This is a genomic window from Microbacterium sp. bgisy207 (genome assembly GCF_965345035.1).
Lineage (GTDB): Bacteria > Actinomycetota > Actinomycetes > Actinomycetales > Microbacteriaceae > Microbacterium.
In genome coordinates, this window is sequence record NZ_CBDRMG010000006.1 from 68,335 (window position 1) to 87,214 (window position 18,880).

Genomic DNA, 18,880 nt, shown 5'->3' on the forward strand with positions numbered 1-18,880 from the left:
CCATCGGCCCCTCCGAATCGCCGCTCAGCCCAGGAGGGAGATCGGGTTCACCAGGTCGGCGATGATCAGGATGCCGCCCATCACGATGAGCGCGATCACGACGACGAAGGTGAGCGGCACGAGTCTGGTCGCGTCGATCGGGGCGGGTTCCGCCTTGCCGCGAACGCGTGCCCACCAGCTCCGGATGCCGCCCCACAGCGCGACCGCGATATGCCCGCCGTCCAAGGGCAGCAGCGGAATGAGATTGAAGACGAACAGGGCGATGTTCAGCGACGCCAGCAGTGACAGGATGACGGCGACGCGGTTGATGACCGGCGCATCCGTCGCAGCCACCTCGCCGGCGATCGCTCCCGCGCCCACGATGCTCAGCGGCCCGTTGGGATCGCGTTCCTCTCCCGTCACCAGCGACGCCGCGGTTTCGTACACCTTCACGGGAAGCTGCACAACGATGCCCGCGACGGCGGCGACGTTGTCTGCGACCGCGGCGGGCGCCGACCAGATCGGCTGGCGGACGAACTCGACGGTGCCCGTCACACCGATGACGCCGACCTCGGCATCCACTGTCTGGCCGTTATCGTCGACGATCTGACGCGTGACGACATCGGGAACCACCGTCAGCGCGAGTGTTTGCCCGTCGCGGTCGACGACGAGCGGCACACTCTCGCCGGGCGCCGCCTGGATGAGAGCGGCAGCTTCGGCGAAGTCCGAGACCTCCTCGCCGCCGACCGAAACGATCACGTCGCCGGGCTGGATGCCGGCCTCCGCCGCCGGTGACGCAGGATCGCCCGGCTGACACGAGGTGTCGGCGGCCGCGGGGACACACGCGCTGACCGAGGCGACGGTGCTCGTGACGGTCTGCACGCCGATGCCGGTGAGCACGATGGCCATGAGCACGACCGCGAACACAAGGTTCATGAGCGGCCCGCCGAGCATGATGATGACGCGCTTGGAGACCGGCAGCCGGTAGAAGACACGGGTGTCGTCGGCACTCTCGAGCGTCTCGTCGTTCGCCGCGCGTGCGTCCTGCACCATCGTGGCGAAGAACCCGCCACCCGCGCGGCCCGCCGCCGCGGATCCGTCCGACGCTGCGGCGCGGGCGGCGGGCGAGGGCGGGTACATCCCCGCCATCGAGATGTAGCCGCCGAGCGGAATCGCCTTGATGCCGTATTCGGTCTCCCCGCGGCGTCGCGACCAGAGCGTGGGTCCGAAACCGACCATGTACTGGCCGACGCGCACCCCGAACCGCTTGGCGGGAACGAGATGCCCAATCTCATGCAGCGCGATCGAGATCGCGAGGCCCACGACGAGCACCACGACACCGACGATGAAGGCGACCAGATCCACGCCGCCACGCTATCGGCTCTGCCTTGGAGTCAGCCCAGCGCGCGGGTGAGAAGATGGATGCGCCATGCCGACCGATTCCGCGAACCTGCCGCCCGTGCTTCGGCCGGAGCATCCGCCCGTGCACCGCCTCGCGGATCTCGCCGCGCACCTCGGCGCTGCCGTCGAGCGGCGCGACGCGGGCGAGCAGGCGAGCGATGCCGCAGCCGAGTCGTCGGCATCCGTCACCGGCCTCACGCTTGCGACGGCCGACCTGCGCGCGGGCGATCTGTTCGTCGCGGTGCAGGGCGGTACGCGGCACGGCGCAGAGTTCGCCGCCGACGCTGCAGCTCGCGGGGCTGTCGCCATCGTCACGGATGCCGCAGGCCGCAAGCGCGCTCTCGCGAGCGGACTGCCGACCATCGTGGTGCCCGACCCCCGAGGATGCCTGGGCTCCCTGTCCGCGTGGATCTACGCGACCGGACCGGACGACGAGCTTCCGATCCTCTTCGGGACGACCGGGACCAACGGCAAGACGAGCGTGTCGCACCTGCTCGAGGGGATCCTGACGCAGCTGGGCGTCACTTCGGGGTTGTCCTCCACCGCCGAGCGTCACATCGCCGGCGACGTGATCGTCTCACGGCTCACGACTCCCGAAGCGTACGAGATGCACGCTCTGCTGGCGCTCATGCGTGAGCGCGGAGTCGAGGCGGTCGCCGTCGAGGTCAGTGCGCAGGCCCTCAGCCGCCGACGCGTCGATGGGATCGTGTTCGACGTCGCCGGCTTCACGAACCTCTCCCACGACCACCTGGACGACTACGCAGACATGAGCGAGTACTTCCAGGCCAAGCTGCCGCTGTTTCGTCCTGACCGGTCTCGGCGCGCCGTCATCTGCCTCGACTCCGCATCCGGCGCCGACGTCGTCGCAGCGTGCGAGGTGCCGTACGTCACGATCGGCACCCCCGCGATCGCCGCGGATCCGGATGCCGCCGCCGGAGCGGACTGGACAGTCGAGATCCTCGACGAGCTGCCGGACGGGACCCGGTTCGCTCTGGCGGGGCCGCAAGGCCGGCGTCTGACCACGACCGTCCCTGTGATCGGCCGTCACATGGCCGCGAACGCGGCGCAAGCGATCGTGATGATCGTCGAAGCCGGCTACGACTGGGAACGCATCGCAGGCACCCTCGACGACGACGTGATCCGCGCCTATCTGCCCGGACGCACCGAGCTCGTCTCGGGACCCACCGGCCCCGCAATCTACGTCGACTTCGGCCACTCCCCTGACGCGTTCGAGAAGACGCTTGCGGCCGTGCGTCGCGTCACGCCTGGTCGCGTGCTGATGCTCTTCGGCGCTGACGGCGACCGCGACAAGAGCAAACGACACGACATGGGGCGAACGGCAGTGCTCGGCAGCGACATCCTCGTGATCACGGATCACCATCCGCGGTTCGAGGACCCCGACTCGATCCGTGCCACGCTGCTCGAGGGAGCGCGGCGGGCACGGCCGGATGCCGAGATCCACGAGTACTCGCCGCCCGAACGCGCGATCGTCGAGGCTGTCGCGCTGGTCGGCGACGGCGACGCGATCCTGTGGGCAGGACCGGGCCACCAGGACTACCGCGACATCCGCGGCGTGCGCACCCCCTACTCGGCGCGGGAACTCTCGCGACGAGCCCTTCGGGACGCGGGATGGCCAGTTCCCGAGCCGCGGTGGCCCGTGCCCTATCCCGACTGAAGATCCGCGTCACCCGACTCGAGAGGACCGATCCCGTGGGATTCATCGCCTTCGCCGTTCTCGGCATCCTGACGGGCGTCATCGCCCGCATCATCCTGCCCGGCAAGCAGGTCGGAGGCTGGTTCGTCGCCATCCTGCTCGGGCTTCTCGGCGCGATGGTCGGCGGATGGATCGCAGGGCTGTTCGGTCTCGATGTGTACACGACGTTCTGGAACTTCTCGGGCTGGGTGTTCGCGCTCCTGGGCTCGATCGTCGTGCTGCTCCTGTTCGGCCTCATCTTCGGACGCCGGCGCGGTTGAGACTTGTGGTCTGACCACAAGAAATCGTGTGGTCAGACCACAGGGTCAGGCGGATTCGTGCATCTTTCCGTCAGGTCGCCGCAGCGGGTCTAGCGTCGTAGCCAGAAGCACTCCCGCGATAGCGGAACCCCCGCCATCCCGCGAGCGGCCAACACTTCGACACCCACGAAGGAGATGCGCCATGAGCACCGCAACCCCCGTCCGGACCGACAACGCTGACACCCTCCCCCCGGCATGGAACGGCTTCGTCGCCGGACCCTGGCAGGACGCCATCGACGTGCGCGACTTCATTCAGCGCAACTACACCCCCTACAGCGGTGACGCCTCGTTCCTCGCCGGTCCGACCGAGCGCACGCAGCGTGTCTGGCACACCCTCACAGCGATGTTCCCCACCGAGCGAGAGCGCGGCGTGTACGACGTCGACGCGACGACTCCGTCGACGATCACCTCGCACGCACCGGGCTACATCGCCCGCGACGACGAGCTCATCGTGGGCCTCCAGACGGATGCCCCACTCAAGCGCGCCATCATGCCCAATGGCGGGTGGCGCATGGTCAAGGGCGCCCTCGAGACCTACGGATACGACGTGCCGGAGGATCTGGAGAAGATCTTCACGACCTACCGCAAGACCCACAACGACGGCGTCTTCGACGTCTACCCGCCCGCCGTGCGCCGCGCACGCAGCAGCCACATCATCACGGGGCTGCCCGACGCCTACGGTCGCGGACGGATCATCGGCGACTACCGCCGGGTCGCCCTCTACGGCACGGCAGCGCTGATCGACGCGAAGAAGGCCGAGCACGCGGAACTGGACATGCACTTCTCGACCGAGGAGATCATCCGCGATCGGGAGGAGAACGCCGAGCAGATCAGGGCCCTGCAGGAGCTCACGCTCATGGCGCAGAGCTACGGCTACGACATCTCCCGTCCCGCCGCGAACGCCCGTGAGGCGATCCAGTGGCTGTACTTCGCCTACCTCGGTGCCGTGAAGGAGCAGAACGGCGCAGCCATGAGCTTCGGCCGCAACACCGGATTCCTCGACGTCTACGTCGAACGCGACCTCGCCGCGGGAGTGCTCACCGAGACCGATGTGCAAGAACTCATCGACGACCTCGTCATCAAGCTTCGGATCGTGCGCTTCCTGCGCACGCCCGAGTACGACGCCCTGTTCTCCGGTGACCCGACATGGGTGACCGAGTCGCTGGGGGGCACGGGCGTTGACGGGCGCACGCTTGTCACCAAGACCGCATTCCGCTTCCTCCAAACGCTCTACAACCTCGGGCCGGCCCCGGAACCGAACCTGACGGTGCTGTGGTCGAACGATCTGCCGCGGGGCTTCAAGGAGTTCTGCGCAAAGGTCTCGATCGACACGTCCTCCATCCAGTACGAGTCCGATGCGCTCATCCGAGGCCTCTGCGGCGACGACGCGGCCATCGCGTGCTGCGTATCCCCCATGAGCGTGGGCAAGCAGATGCAGTTCTTCGGCGCACGCGTCAACCTCGCAAAGACACTGCTGTACGCCATCAACGGCGGGCGCGACGAGATCACGGGCACGCAGGTCGCGCCGGTCATGCCCCCCGCTACCGGCGAGGTTCTGGACTACGCCGATGTGCGTGGCAAGTTCCGCACGATGATGGAGTGGCTCGCCGAGACCTACGTGGACGCTCTGAACTGCATCCACTACATGCACGACAAGTACGCGTACGAGCGGCTCGAGATGGCGCTGCACGACCGGGAGGTGCTGCGCACGATGGCCTGCGGGATCGCAGGACTGTCCGTCGCTGCAGACTCGCTGTCGGCGATCAAGTACGCCACAGTGACACCCGTGCGCGATGAGACCGGCCTCGTGGTCGACTACCTCGTCGACGGCGACTTCCCGCTCTACGGCAATGACGACGACCGCGTCGACGACATCGCCCGCGAACTGGTCACCGAGTTCATGGAGATGCTGCGCACCCACCCGACGTACCGCAATGCGGTGCACACGCAGTCGGTACTGACGATCACCTCGAACGTGGTCTACGGCAAGAAGACCGGGAACACCCCGGATGGCCGCCGGGCGGGCGCCCCGTTCGCTCCGGGTGCGAACCCGATGAACGGCCGCGACACGCACGGCATGCTGGCAGCCACCCTGTCGGTGGCCAAGCTTCCCTTCGATCAGGCTCAGGATGGCATCTCCCTGACCACGACCGTGGTCCCTGCGGGGCTGGGTCGCACCGAGCAGGAGCGAGTCACGAATCTGGTCGGCCTGCTGGATGCGCAGATGGCCGCGGGCGGCTATCACCTCAACGTCAATGTGCTCACGCGCGAGACGCTCGAGGACGCGATGGCACACCCCGAGGAGTACCCGCAGCTGACGATCCGCGTCTCCGGATACGCCGTCAACTTCGTCCGGTTGACGCGCGAACAGCAGCTCGACGTGATCAGCCGCACCTTCCACGCGGGGGTCTGACATGGCCGCCGTCGCGCTCCCCCAGCCGACGGTCCACGCGGGCCGCCTCCAGACGCACCACGCGCGTCTGGAGGCGGCCCGTGCCGGCGAGGTGGGAAGTGTCCACTCCTGGGAGCTGGTGACCGCCGTCGATGGCCCGGGAACGAGGATGACACTGTTCCTCTCCGGCTGCCCGCTGCGCTGCCAGTACTGCCAGAACCCCGACACGTGGATGCAGAAGGATGGCACACCGACGACCCTTGCCGAGGTCGTCGGCCGCATCCGCCGCTACGCAGGAGTGTTCCGCGCGACCGGCGGCGGGTTGACGATCTCCGGCGGTGAGCCCCTGCAGCAACCGGCCTTCGTGGCGCGCATCCTGCACGACGCGGCGGCCTCCGGCATCCACACCGCGATCGATACCTCCGGCTACCTCGGCCGCAATGCCTCCGACGAGATGCTCGAGGACCTGAGTCTCGTCCTGCTGGACGTCAAGTCAGGCATCCCGGACACCTACCGGACGGTCACGGGCCGTGACCTGCAGCCGACGATCGATTTCGGTGACCGGCTGGCCCGTCGCGGCGTCCCCACCTGGATCCGGTTCGTCCTGGTTCCGGGCCTGACGGATGCCGAAGACAACGTCGACGCGGTCGCCGACATCGTCGCGCAGTGGCCGAACGTCGAGCGAGTCGAGGTGCTGCCCTTCCACCAGATGGGCGCGTCGAAATGGGACCGATTGGGCCGCGCCTACACGCTCGCCGAGACGCGGGCGCCCGAGCCCGAACTGATCGACCGCGTCCGGGGCCAGTTCCGCGCGCGCGGCCTGACCACCTACTGACTCCCCCGCATCTCAGTCTGTCAGCGCCTCAGCGCGAACCAGGGCGCGAACCCACACCTTCCGCGCCGAGCCCACACGTTCTCGCACGCGAATCCTGTGGGTTCGCGCCGAGTCGTGTGGGTTCGCGCCCTGGGCGGGCCGTCAGGAGGGCAGAAGTTCGGATGCCGTGCGCCGTGCCCACTGCTCGGCATCCGAGAGGCTCTCCCGGGTCAGCGCCGACGGCGCGTCGTGCGCCTCCACAACCCGCTCCACGGTCTCCAGGATGCCGAGAAAGCCGAGGCGTCCCTCGTGGAAGGCGTCCACCGCGACCTCGTTGGCGGCGTTGAAGACCGCAGGGTATGTGCCGCCGGCGCGTCCTACCCGCTTGGCCAGCGCGACGGCCGGGAAGGCGGCCTCGTCCAGCGGTTCGAACGTCCACGACGTTCCGGTGCTCCAGTCGAGCGGGACACCGATGCCGGCGATGCGATGCGGCCAGTCCAGGCCGAGCGATATGGGCAGTCGCATGTCGGGCGGCGAGGCCTGCGCGATCGTGGACCCGTCGGTGAACTCGACCATGGAATGCACGATCGACTGCGGGTGAACGACGACATCGATCTGCGGGTAGGGCACGTCGAACAGCAGATGAGCCTCGATCACCTCGAGACCCTTGTTCACGAGAGTCGCCGAGTTCGTCGTCACGACGCGGCCCATGTTCCAGGTGGGATGCGCCAGGGCCTGGGCGGGAGTGACACGGTCGAGTTCCTCGCGCGAGCGGCCGCGGAACGGTCCACCCGATGCGGTGAGGACCAGCCGTCGCACTTCTGAGCGCTCCCCCGAGCGCAGCGCCTGTGCGATCGCCGAGTGCTCGGAGTCCACCGGGACGATCTGACCGGGACGCGCAATCGCGGTCACGAGCTCGCCACCGACGATGAGCGACTCCTTGTTCGCGAGCGCGAGGGTGCGTCCCTCCTCGAGCGCCGCGAGAGTCGGCCCCAAACCCACCGAGCCCGTGATGCCGTTGAGCACGACATCCGTCTCGACCTCACGGACGAGCTGCTCTGCCTCGCCGATGCCCACTGCCACATGCTCGACGCCGAACTCGCGAGCCTGAGCGTCGAGTACGTCCCGCCGACTTCCGGTGGCCAGCCCCACGACTTCGAAACGATCCCGGTTGGCACGGATCACATCGAGCGCCTGGGTCCCGATCGAACCGCTCGAACCGAGGATGATGACACGGCGCATGCGCTCAGCCTATCGAGACCGTTCCCCGCGCCCGGGGCGCGATGCCGGCAGCCGCCGCGTCACCGTCACCCGGCGGCAGGCTCGCTGGAGATGATCTCCACGACGAAGACAAGCGTCTCGCCCGCGAGCTCGTGCGTGTTGGTGGCCGACGCGTCGCCGTAGCCGCACAGCGGCGACATCGTCACGAGCACCGTCGAACCGACCTTCTGCCCCTCGATGGCGCGCTGGAATCCGGATACGACATCGGTCGTCGCGAACGTCGCCGGCGAGCCGCGTTCCCAGCTGGAGTCGAAGACCGAGCCATCGCTCCACTTCACGCCGGTGTAGTTGAGGGTCACGCTGTCGCCGGGCTCCACGACGTCGCCGTCGCCCTCTTCGAGCACCTCGACCACGACACCGCTCGGCGGCGCGGAGCCGGGAACCGTGACCGTCGGAACGCCGGCGTCGTCGAAGGTCACCGTCGGCATCGCGGCGTCGGCCTCCACGACCTGGCACCACTGGTCGGCCGGGGTCACCTCGAGCACGTCGAGGACGTAGATCTGAGCGGCGACATCTCCTTGGCCTGGCACGGCCAGGACGATGCGGGACCCCGCTTTCGCGCATCCGAAGAACTCACCGATGCCCGTGCCGACCTCCACCGGAATCGGGGCGAGCGGATCGGTGTCGCCATACCCCGCGGCATCCACCTGCTCCCCGGTGTCCCCGTCGAACACGGTGAGGGCATAGGTCACGTAGGCCCCGTCGGTGAGGGGTGTGCCGTCGCCGTCGATGGCGACGCTGCGCTGCATGGCGTCCACCGCGATCGGCGTGCTGAAGGTAGCAGTGGGAATGGCCCCGAACTCGCCCTCGACGGTGACGGACTCCGAGACGGGACCTGGCTCTGCCGCAGCCGCGCAGAGCCCCCCGTCATCGACCGTCGTAGCGGTGGGATCGGTGTCCGGGTTCGACGTGCACCCGGCGAGAAAGAGAGCGGCGGCCGCGGCAACGGTCAGGGCGACAAGGGGACGTGAGCGCACAATGGTCCTCTGCTGTGTGGGAGGGGAGTTCCCATCCTGTCGCACACTTCCTCTGTCTCTGCTGGGAATCGCAGACCCCGCACCATTCCTGTCCCGGAATGGAATCGACGGTAGCCTCGATGGGTGACGGTCGAATCGAATGCCCCCGAGCCCGAGGAGTCCGCCGACGGCCAGCGAGGGCGCCGCCGCCGCATGGGGCTCACGTATGCGCTCGGACGCATGGTGGTGACGCCACTTGCTCGCCTGGTCTACCGACCCCGGGTGGAGGGCAAGGATCTCGTGCCCAAGACCGGTCCGGTGATCTTCGCGAGCAACCACCTCTCCTTCATCGACTCCATCGCCATTCCGGTTGCCGCGCCCCGCCAGGTCCACTTCCTCGCAAAATCGAGCTACTTCGAGGGCAAGGGGCTTTCTGGGTGGGCCTCACGACAGTTCTTCACCTCGATCGGCGCCATCCCGGTGCGCCGGGGCGCCGGCCAGGCCGCCCTGGACGCCCTCGATCAGCAGCGCGCGCTGCTGGAGCGCGGAAGCGCGGTGGCCCTTTACCCGGAGGGTACGCGCTCGCTCGACGGCCGTCTGTACAAGGGACGGACGGGCGTGGCGTTCCTGGCCCTGCAAACCGGCGCGCCGGTGGTGCCCGTGGGCCTCATCGGCACCGACAAGGTCATGCCCAAGGGTGCCACCATGCCGTCGCTGAAGCATCGCGTCACCGTCAAGTTCGGCGCACCGCTGGACCTTTCCCACCACGGAGACTCGGGCTCGGGGCGCGCTCGCCGCGGCGCGACGGACGAGATCATGGCGGCGATACACGCCCTCTCCGGGCAGGAGCTCGCAGGTACCTACAACGAACTCCAGCCCCAGTCCCCGATCGAGCGCATCAAGCAGGCGCTCCCCCACGAACGGCGCTGACGCCGTCTCAGCCGTCTGCCCCCACCACGAGAGTCGTCGGCACGTGACGGACGGGGAAATTCACCGAGTTGGCGATGAAGCACCACTCATTCGCCTGCCGGTGGGCGGCTTCAGCCGCGGCACGCATCCCCTCCTGTGCCACCGTGACCACAGGATGCAGCGTCACCTCGCGGAACCTGCCCCCGCCGCGCCCGTCCTCGACCATCGTTCCGATGGCACGGTCGCGGTAGGCGACGACAACGACACCCGCCCGCACCGCAGCGTGCAGGTAGGACAGCAGGTGGCACTCGCTGAGAGCGGCAACCAGGAGATCCTCCGGGTTCCACCGCGACGCATCTCCGCGGAACGGCTTGTCGCTGGATGCGAGAAGATCGGGCTTTCCGTCGACACGGAGGGTGACGTCACGGGAGTACTCGCGGTACCCCGACGTCCCCACACCGCGGTTGCCCGTCCACTCGGCATGGATCGTGTAATCGTGCTCGCCCAACATGAGGTCAGTCTGTCACCGCCTCCCCGGGATCGGCAGCGGCGGCGCGGATAGGCTGTGAGGGTGCCTGAGACCCTCTCTGTTGCCGGAGCCGTCGAGCTCGCGCGCGTCGAGCGCGGCGGATTCGTGGAGTCGCGTCATGCCGGAGCGGCCCTCGTTCTCGACCCGGACGGGCAGGTGATCGAGCGCCTCGGCGACGTCGACGCTCCCATCCTGCCCCGGTCCTCCCTGAAGCCGGTCCAGGCCCTCGCCTGCATGGCCGCGGGCGCGCCGCTCGCGGGCCAGTCGCTCGCGCTTGCGACAGCGAGTCACTCCGGCACAGACCGCCATGTCGCCGTCGTTCGCGACATCCTGGACAGCGCCGGGGTGGATGAGCGCTCGCTCCAGTGTCCGCCTGCGTGGCCAGCGGACACGACCACCCGCGACACGCTGGTGCGTGCCGCCGGCGAACCTGAGCGGCTCCGCATGAACTGCTCGGGCAAGCATGCCGCAATGCTGGCGGCGTGCGTCGCTCAGGGATGGGAGCGCGAGACCTACCTGGATCCGGAGCATCCGCTGCAGGTGCAGATCCGTGAACTCGTGGAACGGCTCACGGGTGAGCGCGTCCAGGCCATCGTCGTCGACGGATGCGGAGCTCCCGTCTTCGCCGTGAGCTTGTCCGGTCTCGCAAAGGCGGCGCACCGGATCGGGGGATCCTCGGAGCGGTCCCCCTTCGCGTTGCACCGAAACGCGGCAGCGCTGGTCGCAGCGGTGCGAGAGCATCCGTGGGCGATCGACGGTCCCGGCCGCCCGGACACGATCGCGGTCGAAACCACGGGTGTCTTCGCGAAAGGCGGGGCGGAGGGCGTGATGATCATGGTCGCACCCGACGGCACGACCGTCGCTCTCAAGATGCTCGACGGCTCGGGCCGTGCTGCCGGTGTGGTCGCGCTCCGACTCCTGGAGCGGGCAGGCGCCCTCTCGGCGGCGGACGTGACACGGGCACGTGAGGCGCTGCCCCTGCGAGTTCGTGGCGGCGGACGCGACGTCGGGGCCATCTCTCCCGCGTTCTGAGCAGACCTCACCCCAGTCGGACTCGCCTGACTTCTCGTCCCGGCTCTACAAGCCAGCCGCGGCCGACACCGGAGACACACAACGGCGGAAGCTCACGGCGTCCCGTGAGGAGCCGATACTCCCCGGCGCACGACGGGTCGATGAGCAGTGGCCGCTGCGCCCGCAGGGACATCAGAAGCGTCCACTGCCTCTGCCACTGTTCCGGGTCGGCGCGCAGCACACGGGTCCGCCCGTCATCGAGCTCGGGGCGCCCGTCCGGTCCGAGAGCCTCGTCAGCGTCTGTGACCGCAATGCCCGCCTCCTGCCAGAGCGTGTGGAGCCGCCCGGCCCCGGGTGTCGCGCGCGTGACCCACGGCGTGATCCCGGATGCCGGCTGCCACCGGGGCGCGGGAGGCGGGTGCGGAGGCTCGAGAGGAGTCCTGGGCCGGAACGTCTGAATCAGCGTTCCGTCGAAGCGGCCCCTGCCAGGCGGCGCGGCCGGGTCGTGGTGGCCGGCCCGTCCGCCGTGCGCGAGAAAGTCGGGACGCTGAACGTGCCGGAGCAGGAGGCGGTGCGGAAGGAGATCCGCGACTCGCGCGAGCGGCCCCGTGAGGCGTTCGGCACCCAGGAGGAGCGGGCTATCGTCGCGGGAGGTCCGCGCTATCGACTCGAGCATGCTCACGACGGCGTTCGCGTAGTCGAGCGGAAGCGTGGAGAGCAGCGCGTCCGCCGCGTCGACAACGACGACTCCGCGTCGGTCCGCCCCGACCCGCTCAGCTGCGACCCTGGTGAGGTCATCCCACGCCGACTCGGGATCGCCGGCATCCACCCAGGCATCGATGCGGTGGTATTGGGTCGCCACCGTCCACAGCGCGGTCGTGACACCCGATGAGCCGGCTCCGATCACGCAGAGGCCGCGCGACCCCGGATCGAGCCCGACAGGTCGCTGCCGTTGGAACTGGGGCTCGTCGGCCAGTCCGACCAGGATCCGGCCATCACCGATCGGGGGATCGGGAAGCGTCACGGAGTCGGGAAGCGGCTCGAGCCAGGGTGAGCTGACCGGCGCGGATCCGGCTCTCCCCGCGATCCGCGAGAGCAGATCCTCACCGACCATCGCGACTCGCACCGGCACCGGTCGATCGTCGTGGGCACGCTTGACCAGTGCGCTGCCCACGGCGCGCGCGCCTCGCGCGGGTATCCGCGCACCGGTGTCGTCGCCGATCATGAGGCGGCTGTCAGCGGCATCTGCCGCCCGAAGCACGATGCGCAGTGCGCAGTTGGCCAGGAGCGCGTCCCGAAAGACGCCGGTAGCTCGCTGGGTGCCCAGGACGATGTGGATGCCGAGCGCCCTGCCCCGAGCGGCCAGATCCACGAACAACCCCGCGAGCTCGGGGTGGGCCGCCAGCAGCGTCGCGAACTCATCGACGACGACGACCAACCGGGCCAGATCGGTCCCTCCCTCGCCGATATCGCGAATCCCGGCCGCTGCGAGCGCGCTTTCCCGGCGGCGCACCTCGGCGCGTAAGCTCTCCAAGCCTCGCGCCGCTTCGGCTTCGTCGAGGTCTGTGAGCACGCCGGTGACGTGAGGCAGGGCTCGAAGCGAGGAGAAGGCGGTGCCGCCTTTGAAGTCCGCGAGGACGAACACCACCTCTGCCGGGCTGAACCGTGCGGCCATGCCGGCGACCCAGGTGCGCAGAAGCTCGCTCTTGCCGCTGCCGGTGGTTCCGACGACCAGGGCGTGAGGCCCCTCCGACACGAGGTCCACCGCAAAAGGATCGGAGCCCGTCTGACCGATGACGGTGGCAAGTGTCCGGGAGCGCTCCGCGCGCACCAGCGGGACCGCTGAATCCAGCAGGCTCGCCAGCGGCTGCGGCTCCGTGTCCGAAGACGTCGGTGCAACCCGAACGCGCAGGGAGCGAGCCACCGCGCGTGCCTGCAGCTCGGAGAGCAGCTGTGGGCGGAACGCGTGGCAGGTCTCGCCGGTATCCACGGTTGCCGCAGCGATTCCGGTTCCCGCATCACCCACCGTGATCTGCACGCCGCCACCGCCGATGCCGGAACCGCCGACCAGGATGACGGCGTCGAGCTCCGGTGTCGAGAAATCCCATCGGTGGGTCGAGACGAGCCCCAGCCTCCGTCGTCCCGGGGTGAATCGGTGCGGGAGCTGCTCGATCCAGGGGTGACCGTCGGGGATCTCGCCCACGATCTCGAGGTCGCCGGGCGGGTGCACGAGGCAGGCGTGCGTCACGATCGCCCGCACGGTTGCCGCCACGAGTGGTTCGGCTCCGGCCACCTCGATCCGTCCCTGCAGCGGTATCGCAACGGGAGCGTCAGGTACCGTCACCGTCTGGTCTGTCGTGCGCGGGAAACCGGACTCCTCGGTGAGCTCCTCGCGCGGCGCGTCGAGGTCGGGCGTGCGGTCGACCCTCATGTCGCCGCAGCCCAGCAGCACGTACCCCTGACGACCGGGGATCGCGCGCCACACCTCCCCCGGTTCATCCAGGAGGCGACGGATGTCCGGCGATCGGCGCCAGGCACGGTCGCGCTCCCGCGTGACCAGCGCGTCGACTGCGGCGGCGCGCGAGGCCGCGCTTCGGGCAGCGGCGATCCCCGCACGGCGCCGAGCGCGGTGCGCCGCCCAGCGGCGATCCCCGATGGCCGCCAATGCCAGCATCGGGGCGAGCGCGGCAAACCACAGGCTCAGCACGGATCCGGTCAGCGCCCACAGTCCGACGGCGCCGAGCACCGGAACCGCCGTCGCGAGGATCGGAACGCCGCTCCTGCCGGGATCGACGGCGCGCGCCGTGGTCGACGGCATCCGGCGCAGTGAGGGACGAGCGAGAAAACCCATGGCTCCAGACCACCAGTCTGGAGCGCCCGCCCGACCGTCTCTTGCAGCAGGGCCGCACGACGGCCCGTCACACGCCGCTGGGGAGGAATGCGTCCTCAGACGCCGGGCACCCTCGCAACGTTCACGACGACGATCGAGATGTTGTCGCGCCCGCCGTTTTCCAAGGCGGCATCGAGCATCGCCTCGACGGCGGCTTCGGGCTCGGCGTGGACCGTAAGGAAATGCTGGATACCGAAGTCGGTGAGTTCCTTGGTCAACCCGTCCGAGCAGATCACGAACCTGTCGCCGTCGACCACGTCGAGCCTGACGTAGTCGGGAGTCACGCTTTCGCTCGGGCCAAGCGCCCGGGTGATGACGTTGCCGTACGGGTGGTTCTCCGCCTCGTCCGGGCTGAGACGGCCAGAGGCGATGAGCTCCTGCACCACCGAGTGGTCGGTCGTGACCTGCACGATCGCCCCATCGCGCAACAGGTAAACGCGCGAGTCGCCGATGTTCAGGGCCACCCAGGATGGCTCGGCTCCGGAAAGGTCGAGGAACAAGCCTGTGACGGTCGTTCCGGTCGCCTCATCCGTCGCCTCCGGGCGCGCGGCGATGTCCTTGACCGCCCGGGCCAGGGCTTTCTCGATGGCCTTCGTCGACACTGATCCCGTGTCGGCGACCGCGTGGAGACGTTCGACGGCGCTCGCGCTGGCGATCTCGCCGCCGATGTGGCCCCCCATACCGTCGGCCACCACGAACAGCGGAAACTCTGCGAGCACGGCATCCTGATTGATCTCGCGTCGACGGCCCGTGTGCGTCACGGCGGCCCAAGCGAGCTCCAGCCGGTCGCGCGTCAGATCGACGGTATGGGAATGGGCGGAAACCTCGGCCACGCGACCCTTTCCTCGTCGTTGTCGGGATCGGCGCGAGGCACCGACCGTCACATACTAATCGAACGTCTGCCACGCGGCGGCGCGACCCCGCGGCGCCGCGCCGGTCGGGAGGGCTGCGACGTCATGGAACGGCCGGCTCCGGTCCCTCGTCGGCGGGGGCGTCGAACTGCGCGTTGTACAGCGCCCAGTACGCTCCCCGCGCGCGCAGCAGCTGCTCGTGGGTTCCCTGTTCGACGATCGCGCCGCTCTCCATCACCAGGATGAGGTCGGCGTCCCGGATCGTCGAGAGCCGATGCGCGATCACGAAGGAGGTGCGGTCGCGGCGGAGCCGGGACATCGCACGCTGAATGAGCAGCTCGGTGCGAGTGTCCACCGACGAGGTGGCCTCGTCGAGGATCAGGATGCGAGGATCGGCGAGGAACGCACGGGCGATCGTGACCAGCTGGCGCTCTCCCACCGAGAGATTCGTGGCCTCATCATCGAGCATCGTGTCGTATCCGTCCGGCAGCGCATGGACGAACCGATCCACATACGCCGCGGTCGCTGCCTCGATGATCTCCTCGTCGCTCGCATCGGGACGGCCGTACGCGATGTTCTCGCGGATCGTGCCCGTGAACAGCCACGTGTCCTGGAGCACCATCCCGGTGCGGGCCCGCAGATCGTCCCGCGTCATCCGTCGCGTGTCGATGCCACCACCGGACAGACCCGAGGCGGTGTCCAACAGGATGCCGCCGCTGTCGACGTCGTAGAAGCGCATCACGAGGTTCACGAGCGTGGTCTTGCCCGCGCCCGTGGGTCCCACGATCGCGACGGTGCTTCCGGATGCCGCGCGCAGGCTCAGCCCGTCGATCAGCGGGGTGTCTGCGACGTAGCGGAACGAGACATCACGGAACTCGAGCGTGCTCGCATCCTGCGGGACCGTCCCCGCCGGGGCCGGATCGTCGCTCTGTTCGGGTTCGTCGAGGAGTTCGAAGACCCGCTCCGCGCTCGCGACCCCGGATTGCAGCAGGTTGGCCATCGATCCCAGCTGGCTCAGCGGCTGGGTGAACTGGCGCGAGTACTGGATGAACGCCTGCACGCCGCCGATGGACAGGAGTCCCCCCGCGACCTGGAGGCCACCCACGACGGCGATCGCGACGTAGACCAGGTTCCCGATGAACATCATCGCCGGCATGATGATGCCCGAAAGGAACTGCGCCCCGAAGCTTGCGCGGTACACCTCCTCGTTCTCGGCGGCGAAGTCGGTCTCGGCCTCGCGCTGGTGCCCGAAGACCTTCACGACGGAATGGCCCGAGAACGTCTCCTCGATCCTGGCGTTCAGGACTCCCGTCGCGCGCCATTGCGTGACGAACAACGCCTGCGAGCGACGCGCGACGAGGACGGTGACCAGAACCGTCAGGGGGATCGTGACCAGCGCGATGACCGCCAGCAGCGGCGAGATCACGAACATCATCACCAGCACACCGACGACCGTCAGAAGCGAGATGACCACCTGCGAGAGTGTCTGCTGGAGGCTCTGACCGATGTTGTCGACATCGTTGGTCACACGGCTGAGCAGTTCGCCGCGCTGGACGCGGTCGAAGTACGACAGCGGCAGGCGGTGGATCTTGTCCTCGACCTGGATGCGCAGCCGGTGCATCGCGCGCTGCACGACGCCGTTGAGGATGCGGGCCTGCAACCACCCGAACAGGCTCGCCCCCACGTAGACCGCCAGCACGACCAGGAGGAGGTGTCCGAGCGTCGCGAAGTCGATCCCCGCGCCCGGCGTGAAGGTCATCGTGGAGAGCAGATCCGCCTGTTCCTGCTGACCGCTCGCGATCAGCTGGTCCATGATCTGCTGCTGCGTCGTCCCCGCGGGGACATCAGCGAACTGCAGGGAGATGAACCCGGCGAAGACGAGATTGGTGCCGTCGCCGAGGAGTTTCGGACCGATCACCGACAAGGCGACGGAGAACACGCCCAGGATGATCACAACGACCAGGAGCGCGTTCTCCTGGCGGAGGTGGGCGAGCAGCCGCCGAGCACTGCCACCGAAGTTCTGCGCCTTCTGCACCGGCATCCCGACACCTCGCCCCATCGGGCCCCCCATCGGGCCGCGTGCGGTCGGTGCGGGTCCCGCAGCGGGACGTGGCGCGCTCATGCGGCAGCCTCGGCCGACAGCTGCGAGTCCACGATCTCTCGGTAGGTCTCACACGACTCCACGAGATGATCGTGCGTGCCGATGCCGACGACGCGGCCGTGATCGAGCACCACGATCTGGTCGGCGTGCTGGATCGTTGAGACCCGCTGCGCGACGACCAGACGCGTCGCGTCAGGGAGTTCGGTGTCCAATGCCCGGCGCAGCGCCGCATCCGTCCGCAGGTCGAGCGCCGAGAACGAGTCGTCGAAGACGTAGATTGCGGGCCGCTTCACGAGCGCCCGGGCGATCGCCAGCCGCTGCCGCTGACCACCCGAGACGTTGGTGCCACCCTGCGCGATCGGCGCGTCGAGCCCGAGCGGGAATCCTTCAACGAACGAGCGGGCCTGAGCGAGCTCGAGCGCGCGCCAGAGACTCTCGTCGTCAGCCTCGGCATCGCCGTAGCGCAGATTGGAGGCGACGGTGCCCGAGAACAGGAACGCCCGCTGGGGGACGAGCCCGATCCGCGCCCAGAGCTGGTCGGGTTCGTACTCGCGGACGTCGACGCCGTCGACCCTGACCTGCCCTGCCGTCACGTCGAACAGCCGCGGCACCAGCCCGATGAGCGTCGACTTGCCCGCCCCGGTCGACCCGATGATCGCGGTCGTCGTTCCCGGCTCGACGGTGAACGTGATGTCGTGAAGCACCGCATCCTGGGCTCCCGGGTACGCGAAGTCGACATGAACGAACTCGATCCGGCCCTGCGGCGTCGGTGCGGCCACGGGTGTGACAGGTGGCTCTACCGACGGCTCGGTCTCCAGCACCTCGCCGATACGGTTCGCGCACACGGCAGCGCGCGGGATCATGACGAACATGAACGTCGCCATCATGACGCCCATGAGGATCTGCATGATGTAGGTGAGGAACGCGAAGAGCGTCCCGATCTCGACGTCGTCGTACTGCACTTGGAAGGCGCCGAACCAGATCACCGCGACGCTCGAGACGTTCAGCACGAGCATGACGACGGGAAACATGAGCGCCATCAGGTTGCCCGCACGAAGCCCCGTCGCCATGACATCGCGACTCGCGACGTCGAATCGCGCGCGTTCCTGATCTTCGCGGACGAAAGCCCGCACGACGCGGATGCCGGTCAGCTGTTCCCGCATGATCTGATTGACCCGGTCGATGCGCTGTTGCATGACGGTGAAGGCGGGGACCATCCGCACCACGATGAGGGCCACGAGGATCAGCAGCACGGGAACCGCGACGGCCATGAGCCACGACAGCCCCGGGTCCTGCCGGATCGCCATGACGACACCGCCGATGGCGAGCATGGGCGCCGACACCATGAGCGTCGCCGACACCTGAACGAGCATCTGCACCTGCTGCACGTCGTTCGTGTTGCGCGTGATCAACGAGGGGGCGCCGAAGTGTCCCACCTCGCGTTGCGAGAACGCGACGACCCGACGGAAGACGTCGGCGCGGAGGCGCTTTCCCATCCCCATCGCCATCCGCGAGCCGAAGTAGACCGCGACGATCGCGCACACCACCTGCACGAGCGACACGATGAGCATGACACCGCCGGTCGACCAGATATACGCGATGTCCCCCGTGACCACGCCGTTGTCGATGATGTCGGCGTTCAGACTCGGCAGCAGCAGCGACGCGATCGACTGCGCGAGCTGGAAAACGACGACAGCAACGATCAGCGGCCATGCGGGCCGCAGATAGCGAACCAGAAGCGTCCAGAGCACGA

The 18,880-nt window shown here is 68.6% G+C and carries 14 protein-coding genes; 6 read left to right on the forward strand and 8 right to left on the reverse strand.

Annotated features, from left to right (window positions below):
• Positions 1-24: 24 nt before the first annotated feature.
• Positions 25-1,344 carry a M50 family metallopeptidase gene (locus tag ACSGC5_RS07175; protein WP_434969965.1) on the reverse strand — a complete coding sequence of 440 codons (1,320 nt, stop codon included), beginning with the start codon at positions 1,342-1,344 and terminating at the stop codon, positions 25-27.
• 64 nt (positions 1,345-1,408) lie between these two features.
• On the opposite strand from ACSGC5_RS07175, the gene ACSGC5_RS07180 reads away from it, so the two are divergent.
• The 4 genes from ACSGC5_RS07180 (at position 1,409) to pflA (ending at position 6,620) form a co-directional block, all read left to right on the forward strand.
• Positions 1,409-3,055, forward strand: coding sequence for a Mur ligase family protein (locus tag ACSGC5_RS07180; protein WP_434969966.1), 1,647 nt, complete (start codon positions 1,409-1,411; stop codon positions 3,053-3,055).
• A gap of 35 nt (positions 3,056-3,090) precedes the next feature.
• Positions 3,091-3,354 carry a GlsB/YeaQ/YmgE family stress response membrane protein gene (locus ACSGC5_RS07185; RefSeq protein ID WP_434969967.1) on the forward strand — a complete coding sequence of 88 codons (264 nt, stop codon included), beginning with the start codon at positions 3,091-3,093 and terminating at the stop codon, positions 3,352-3,354.
• A 181-nt stretch (positions 3,355-3,535) separates the two neighbouring features.
• Positions 3,536-5,806 carry a formate C-acetyltransferase gene (pflB, locus tag ACSGC5_RS07190; RefSeq protein ID WP_434969968.1) on the forward strand — a complete coding sequence of 757 codons (2,271 nt, stop codon included), beginning with the start codon at positions 3,536-3,538 and terminating at the stop codon, positions 5,804-5,806.
• Between the two features lies 1 nt (position 5,807).
• Positions 5,808-6,620: a pyruvate formate-lyase-activating protein gene (pflA, locus tag ACSGC5_RS07195; RefSeq protein WP_434969969.1), complete on the forward strand. Its 813-nt coding sequence runs from the start codon at positions 5,808-5,810 to the stop codon at positions 6,618-6,620.
• Between the two features lie 141 nt (positions 6,621-6,761).
• Here the strand turns inward: pflA and dxr are convergent, their stop codons facing one another.
• Entirely contained in the window at positions 6,762-7,841 is a 1,080-nt protein-coding gene (gene dxr, locus ACSGC5_RS07200) for a 1-deoxy-D-xylulose-5-phosphate reductoisomerase (protein WP_434969970.1), read from the reverse strand.
• A gap of 65 nt (positions 7,842-7,906) precedes the next feature.
• Entirely contained in the window at positions 7,907-8,857 is a 951-nt protein-coding gene (locus tag ACSGC5_RS07205; RefSeq protein ID WP_434969971.1) for an FKBP-type peptidyl-prolyl cis-trans isomerase, read from the reverse strand.
• A gap of 192 nt (positions 8,858-9,049) precedes the next feature.
• Here ACSGC5_RS07205 and ACSGC5_RS07210 point away from each other — a divergent pair, with 192 nt between their 5' ends.
• Entirely contained in the window at positions 9,050-9,766 is a 717-nt protein-coding gene (locus ACSGC5_RS07210; protein WP_434970092.1) for a lysophospholipid acyltransferase family protein, read from the forward strand.
• A 7-nt stretch (positions 9,767-9,773) separates the two neighbouring features.
• Here ACSGC5_RS07210 and ACSGC5_RS07215 read toward each other — a convergent pair whose 3' ends face one another.
• Positions 9,774-10,256 carry an OsmC family protein gene (locus tag ACSGC5_RS07215; protein ID WP_434969972.1) on the reverse strand — a complete coding sequence of 161 codons (483 nt, stop codon included), beginning with the start codon at positions 10,254-10,256 and terminating at the stop codon, positions 9,774-9,776.
• A 60-nt stretch (positions 10,257-10,316) separates the two neighbouring features.
• Between ACSGC5_RS07215 and ACSGC5_RS07220 the strand changes: the two genes are divergently transcribed.
• Entirely contained in the window at positions 10,317-11,306 is a 990-nt protein-coding gene (locus tag ACSGC5_RS07220; protein WP_434969973.1) for an asparaginase, read from the forward strand.
• Between the two features lie 7 nt (positions 11,307-11,313).
• Here ACSGC5_RS07220 and ACSGC5_RS07225 read toward each other — a convergent pair whose 3' ends face one another.
• The 4 genes from ACSGC5_RS07225 to ACSGC5_RS07240 form a co-directional block, all read right to left on the reverse strand.
• Positions 11,314-14,136 carry an FtsK/SpoIIIE domain-containing protein gene (locus ACSGC5_RS07225; RefSeq protein WP_434969974.1) on the reverse strand — a complete coding sequence of 941 codons (2,823 nt, stop codon included), beginning with the start codon at positions 14,134-14,136 and terminating at the stop codon, positions 11,314-11,316.
• A gap of 95 nt (positions 14,137-14,231) precedes the next feature.
• A complete protein-coding gene (locus ACSGC5_RS07230) occupies positions 14,232-15,008 on the reverse strand; it encodes a PP2C family protein-serine/threonine phosphatase (protein WP_434969975.1) in 777 nt (258 codons plus the stop codon).
• Positions 15,009-15,129: 121 nt separating this feature from the next.
• Positions 15,130-17,148, reverse strand: a complete 2,019-nt coding sequence (locus ACSGC5_RS07235; RefSeq protein WP_434969976.1) for an ABC transporter ATP-binding protein — start codon at positions 17,146-17,148, stop codon at positions 15,130-15,132.
• Complete coding sequence (locus tag ACSGC5_RS07240) at positions 17,145-18,878, reverse strand: ABC transporter ATP-binding protein (protein ID WP_434969977.1); 1,734 nt, start codon at positions 18,876-18,878, stop codon at positions 17,145-17,147. The genes ACSGC5_RS07235 and ACSGC5_RS07240 overlap by 4 nt, the downstream gene beginning before the upstream one ends.
• Positions 18,879-18,880: the final 2 nt, after the last annotated feature.

Excerpts from the sequence above, each read along its gene's own strand:
- ACSGC5_RS07180 (WP_434969966.1), top strand. The coding sequence starts at position 1,409 with ATGCCGACCGATTCCGCGAACCTGCCGCCCGTGCTTCGGCCGGAGCAT.
- pflB (WP_434969968.1), top strand. The coding sequence starts at position 3,536 with ATGAGCACCGCAACCCCCGTCCGGACCGACAACGCTGACACCCTCCCC.
- pflA (WP_434969969.1), top strand. The coding sequence starts at position 5,808 with ATGGCCGCCGTCGCGCTCCCCCAGCCGACGGTCCACGCGGGCCGCCTC.
- dxr (WP_434969970.1), bottom strand. The coding sequence starts at position 7,841 with ATGCGCCGTGTCATCATCCTCGGTTCGAGCGGTTCGATCGGGACCCAG.
- ACSGC5_RS07210 (WP_434970092.1), top strand. The coding sequence starts at position 9,050 with ATGGGGCTCACGTATGCGCTCGGACGCATGGTGGTGACGCCACTTGCT.
- ACSGC5_RS07215 (WP_434969972.1), bottom strand. The coding sequence starts at position 10,256 with ATGTTGGGCGAGCACGATTACACGATCCATGCCGAGTGGACGGGCAAC.
- ACSGC5_RS07225 (WP_434969974.1), bottom strand. The coding sequence starts at position 14,136 with ATGGGTTTTCTCGCTCGTCCCTCACTGCGCCGGATGCCGTCGACCACG.
- ACSGC5_RS07235 (WP_434969976.1), bottom strand. The coding sequence starts at position 17,148 with ATGAGCGCGCCACGTCCCGCTGCGGGACCCGCACCGACCGCACGCGGC.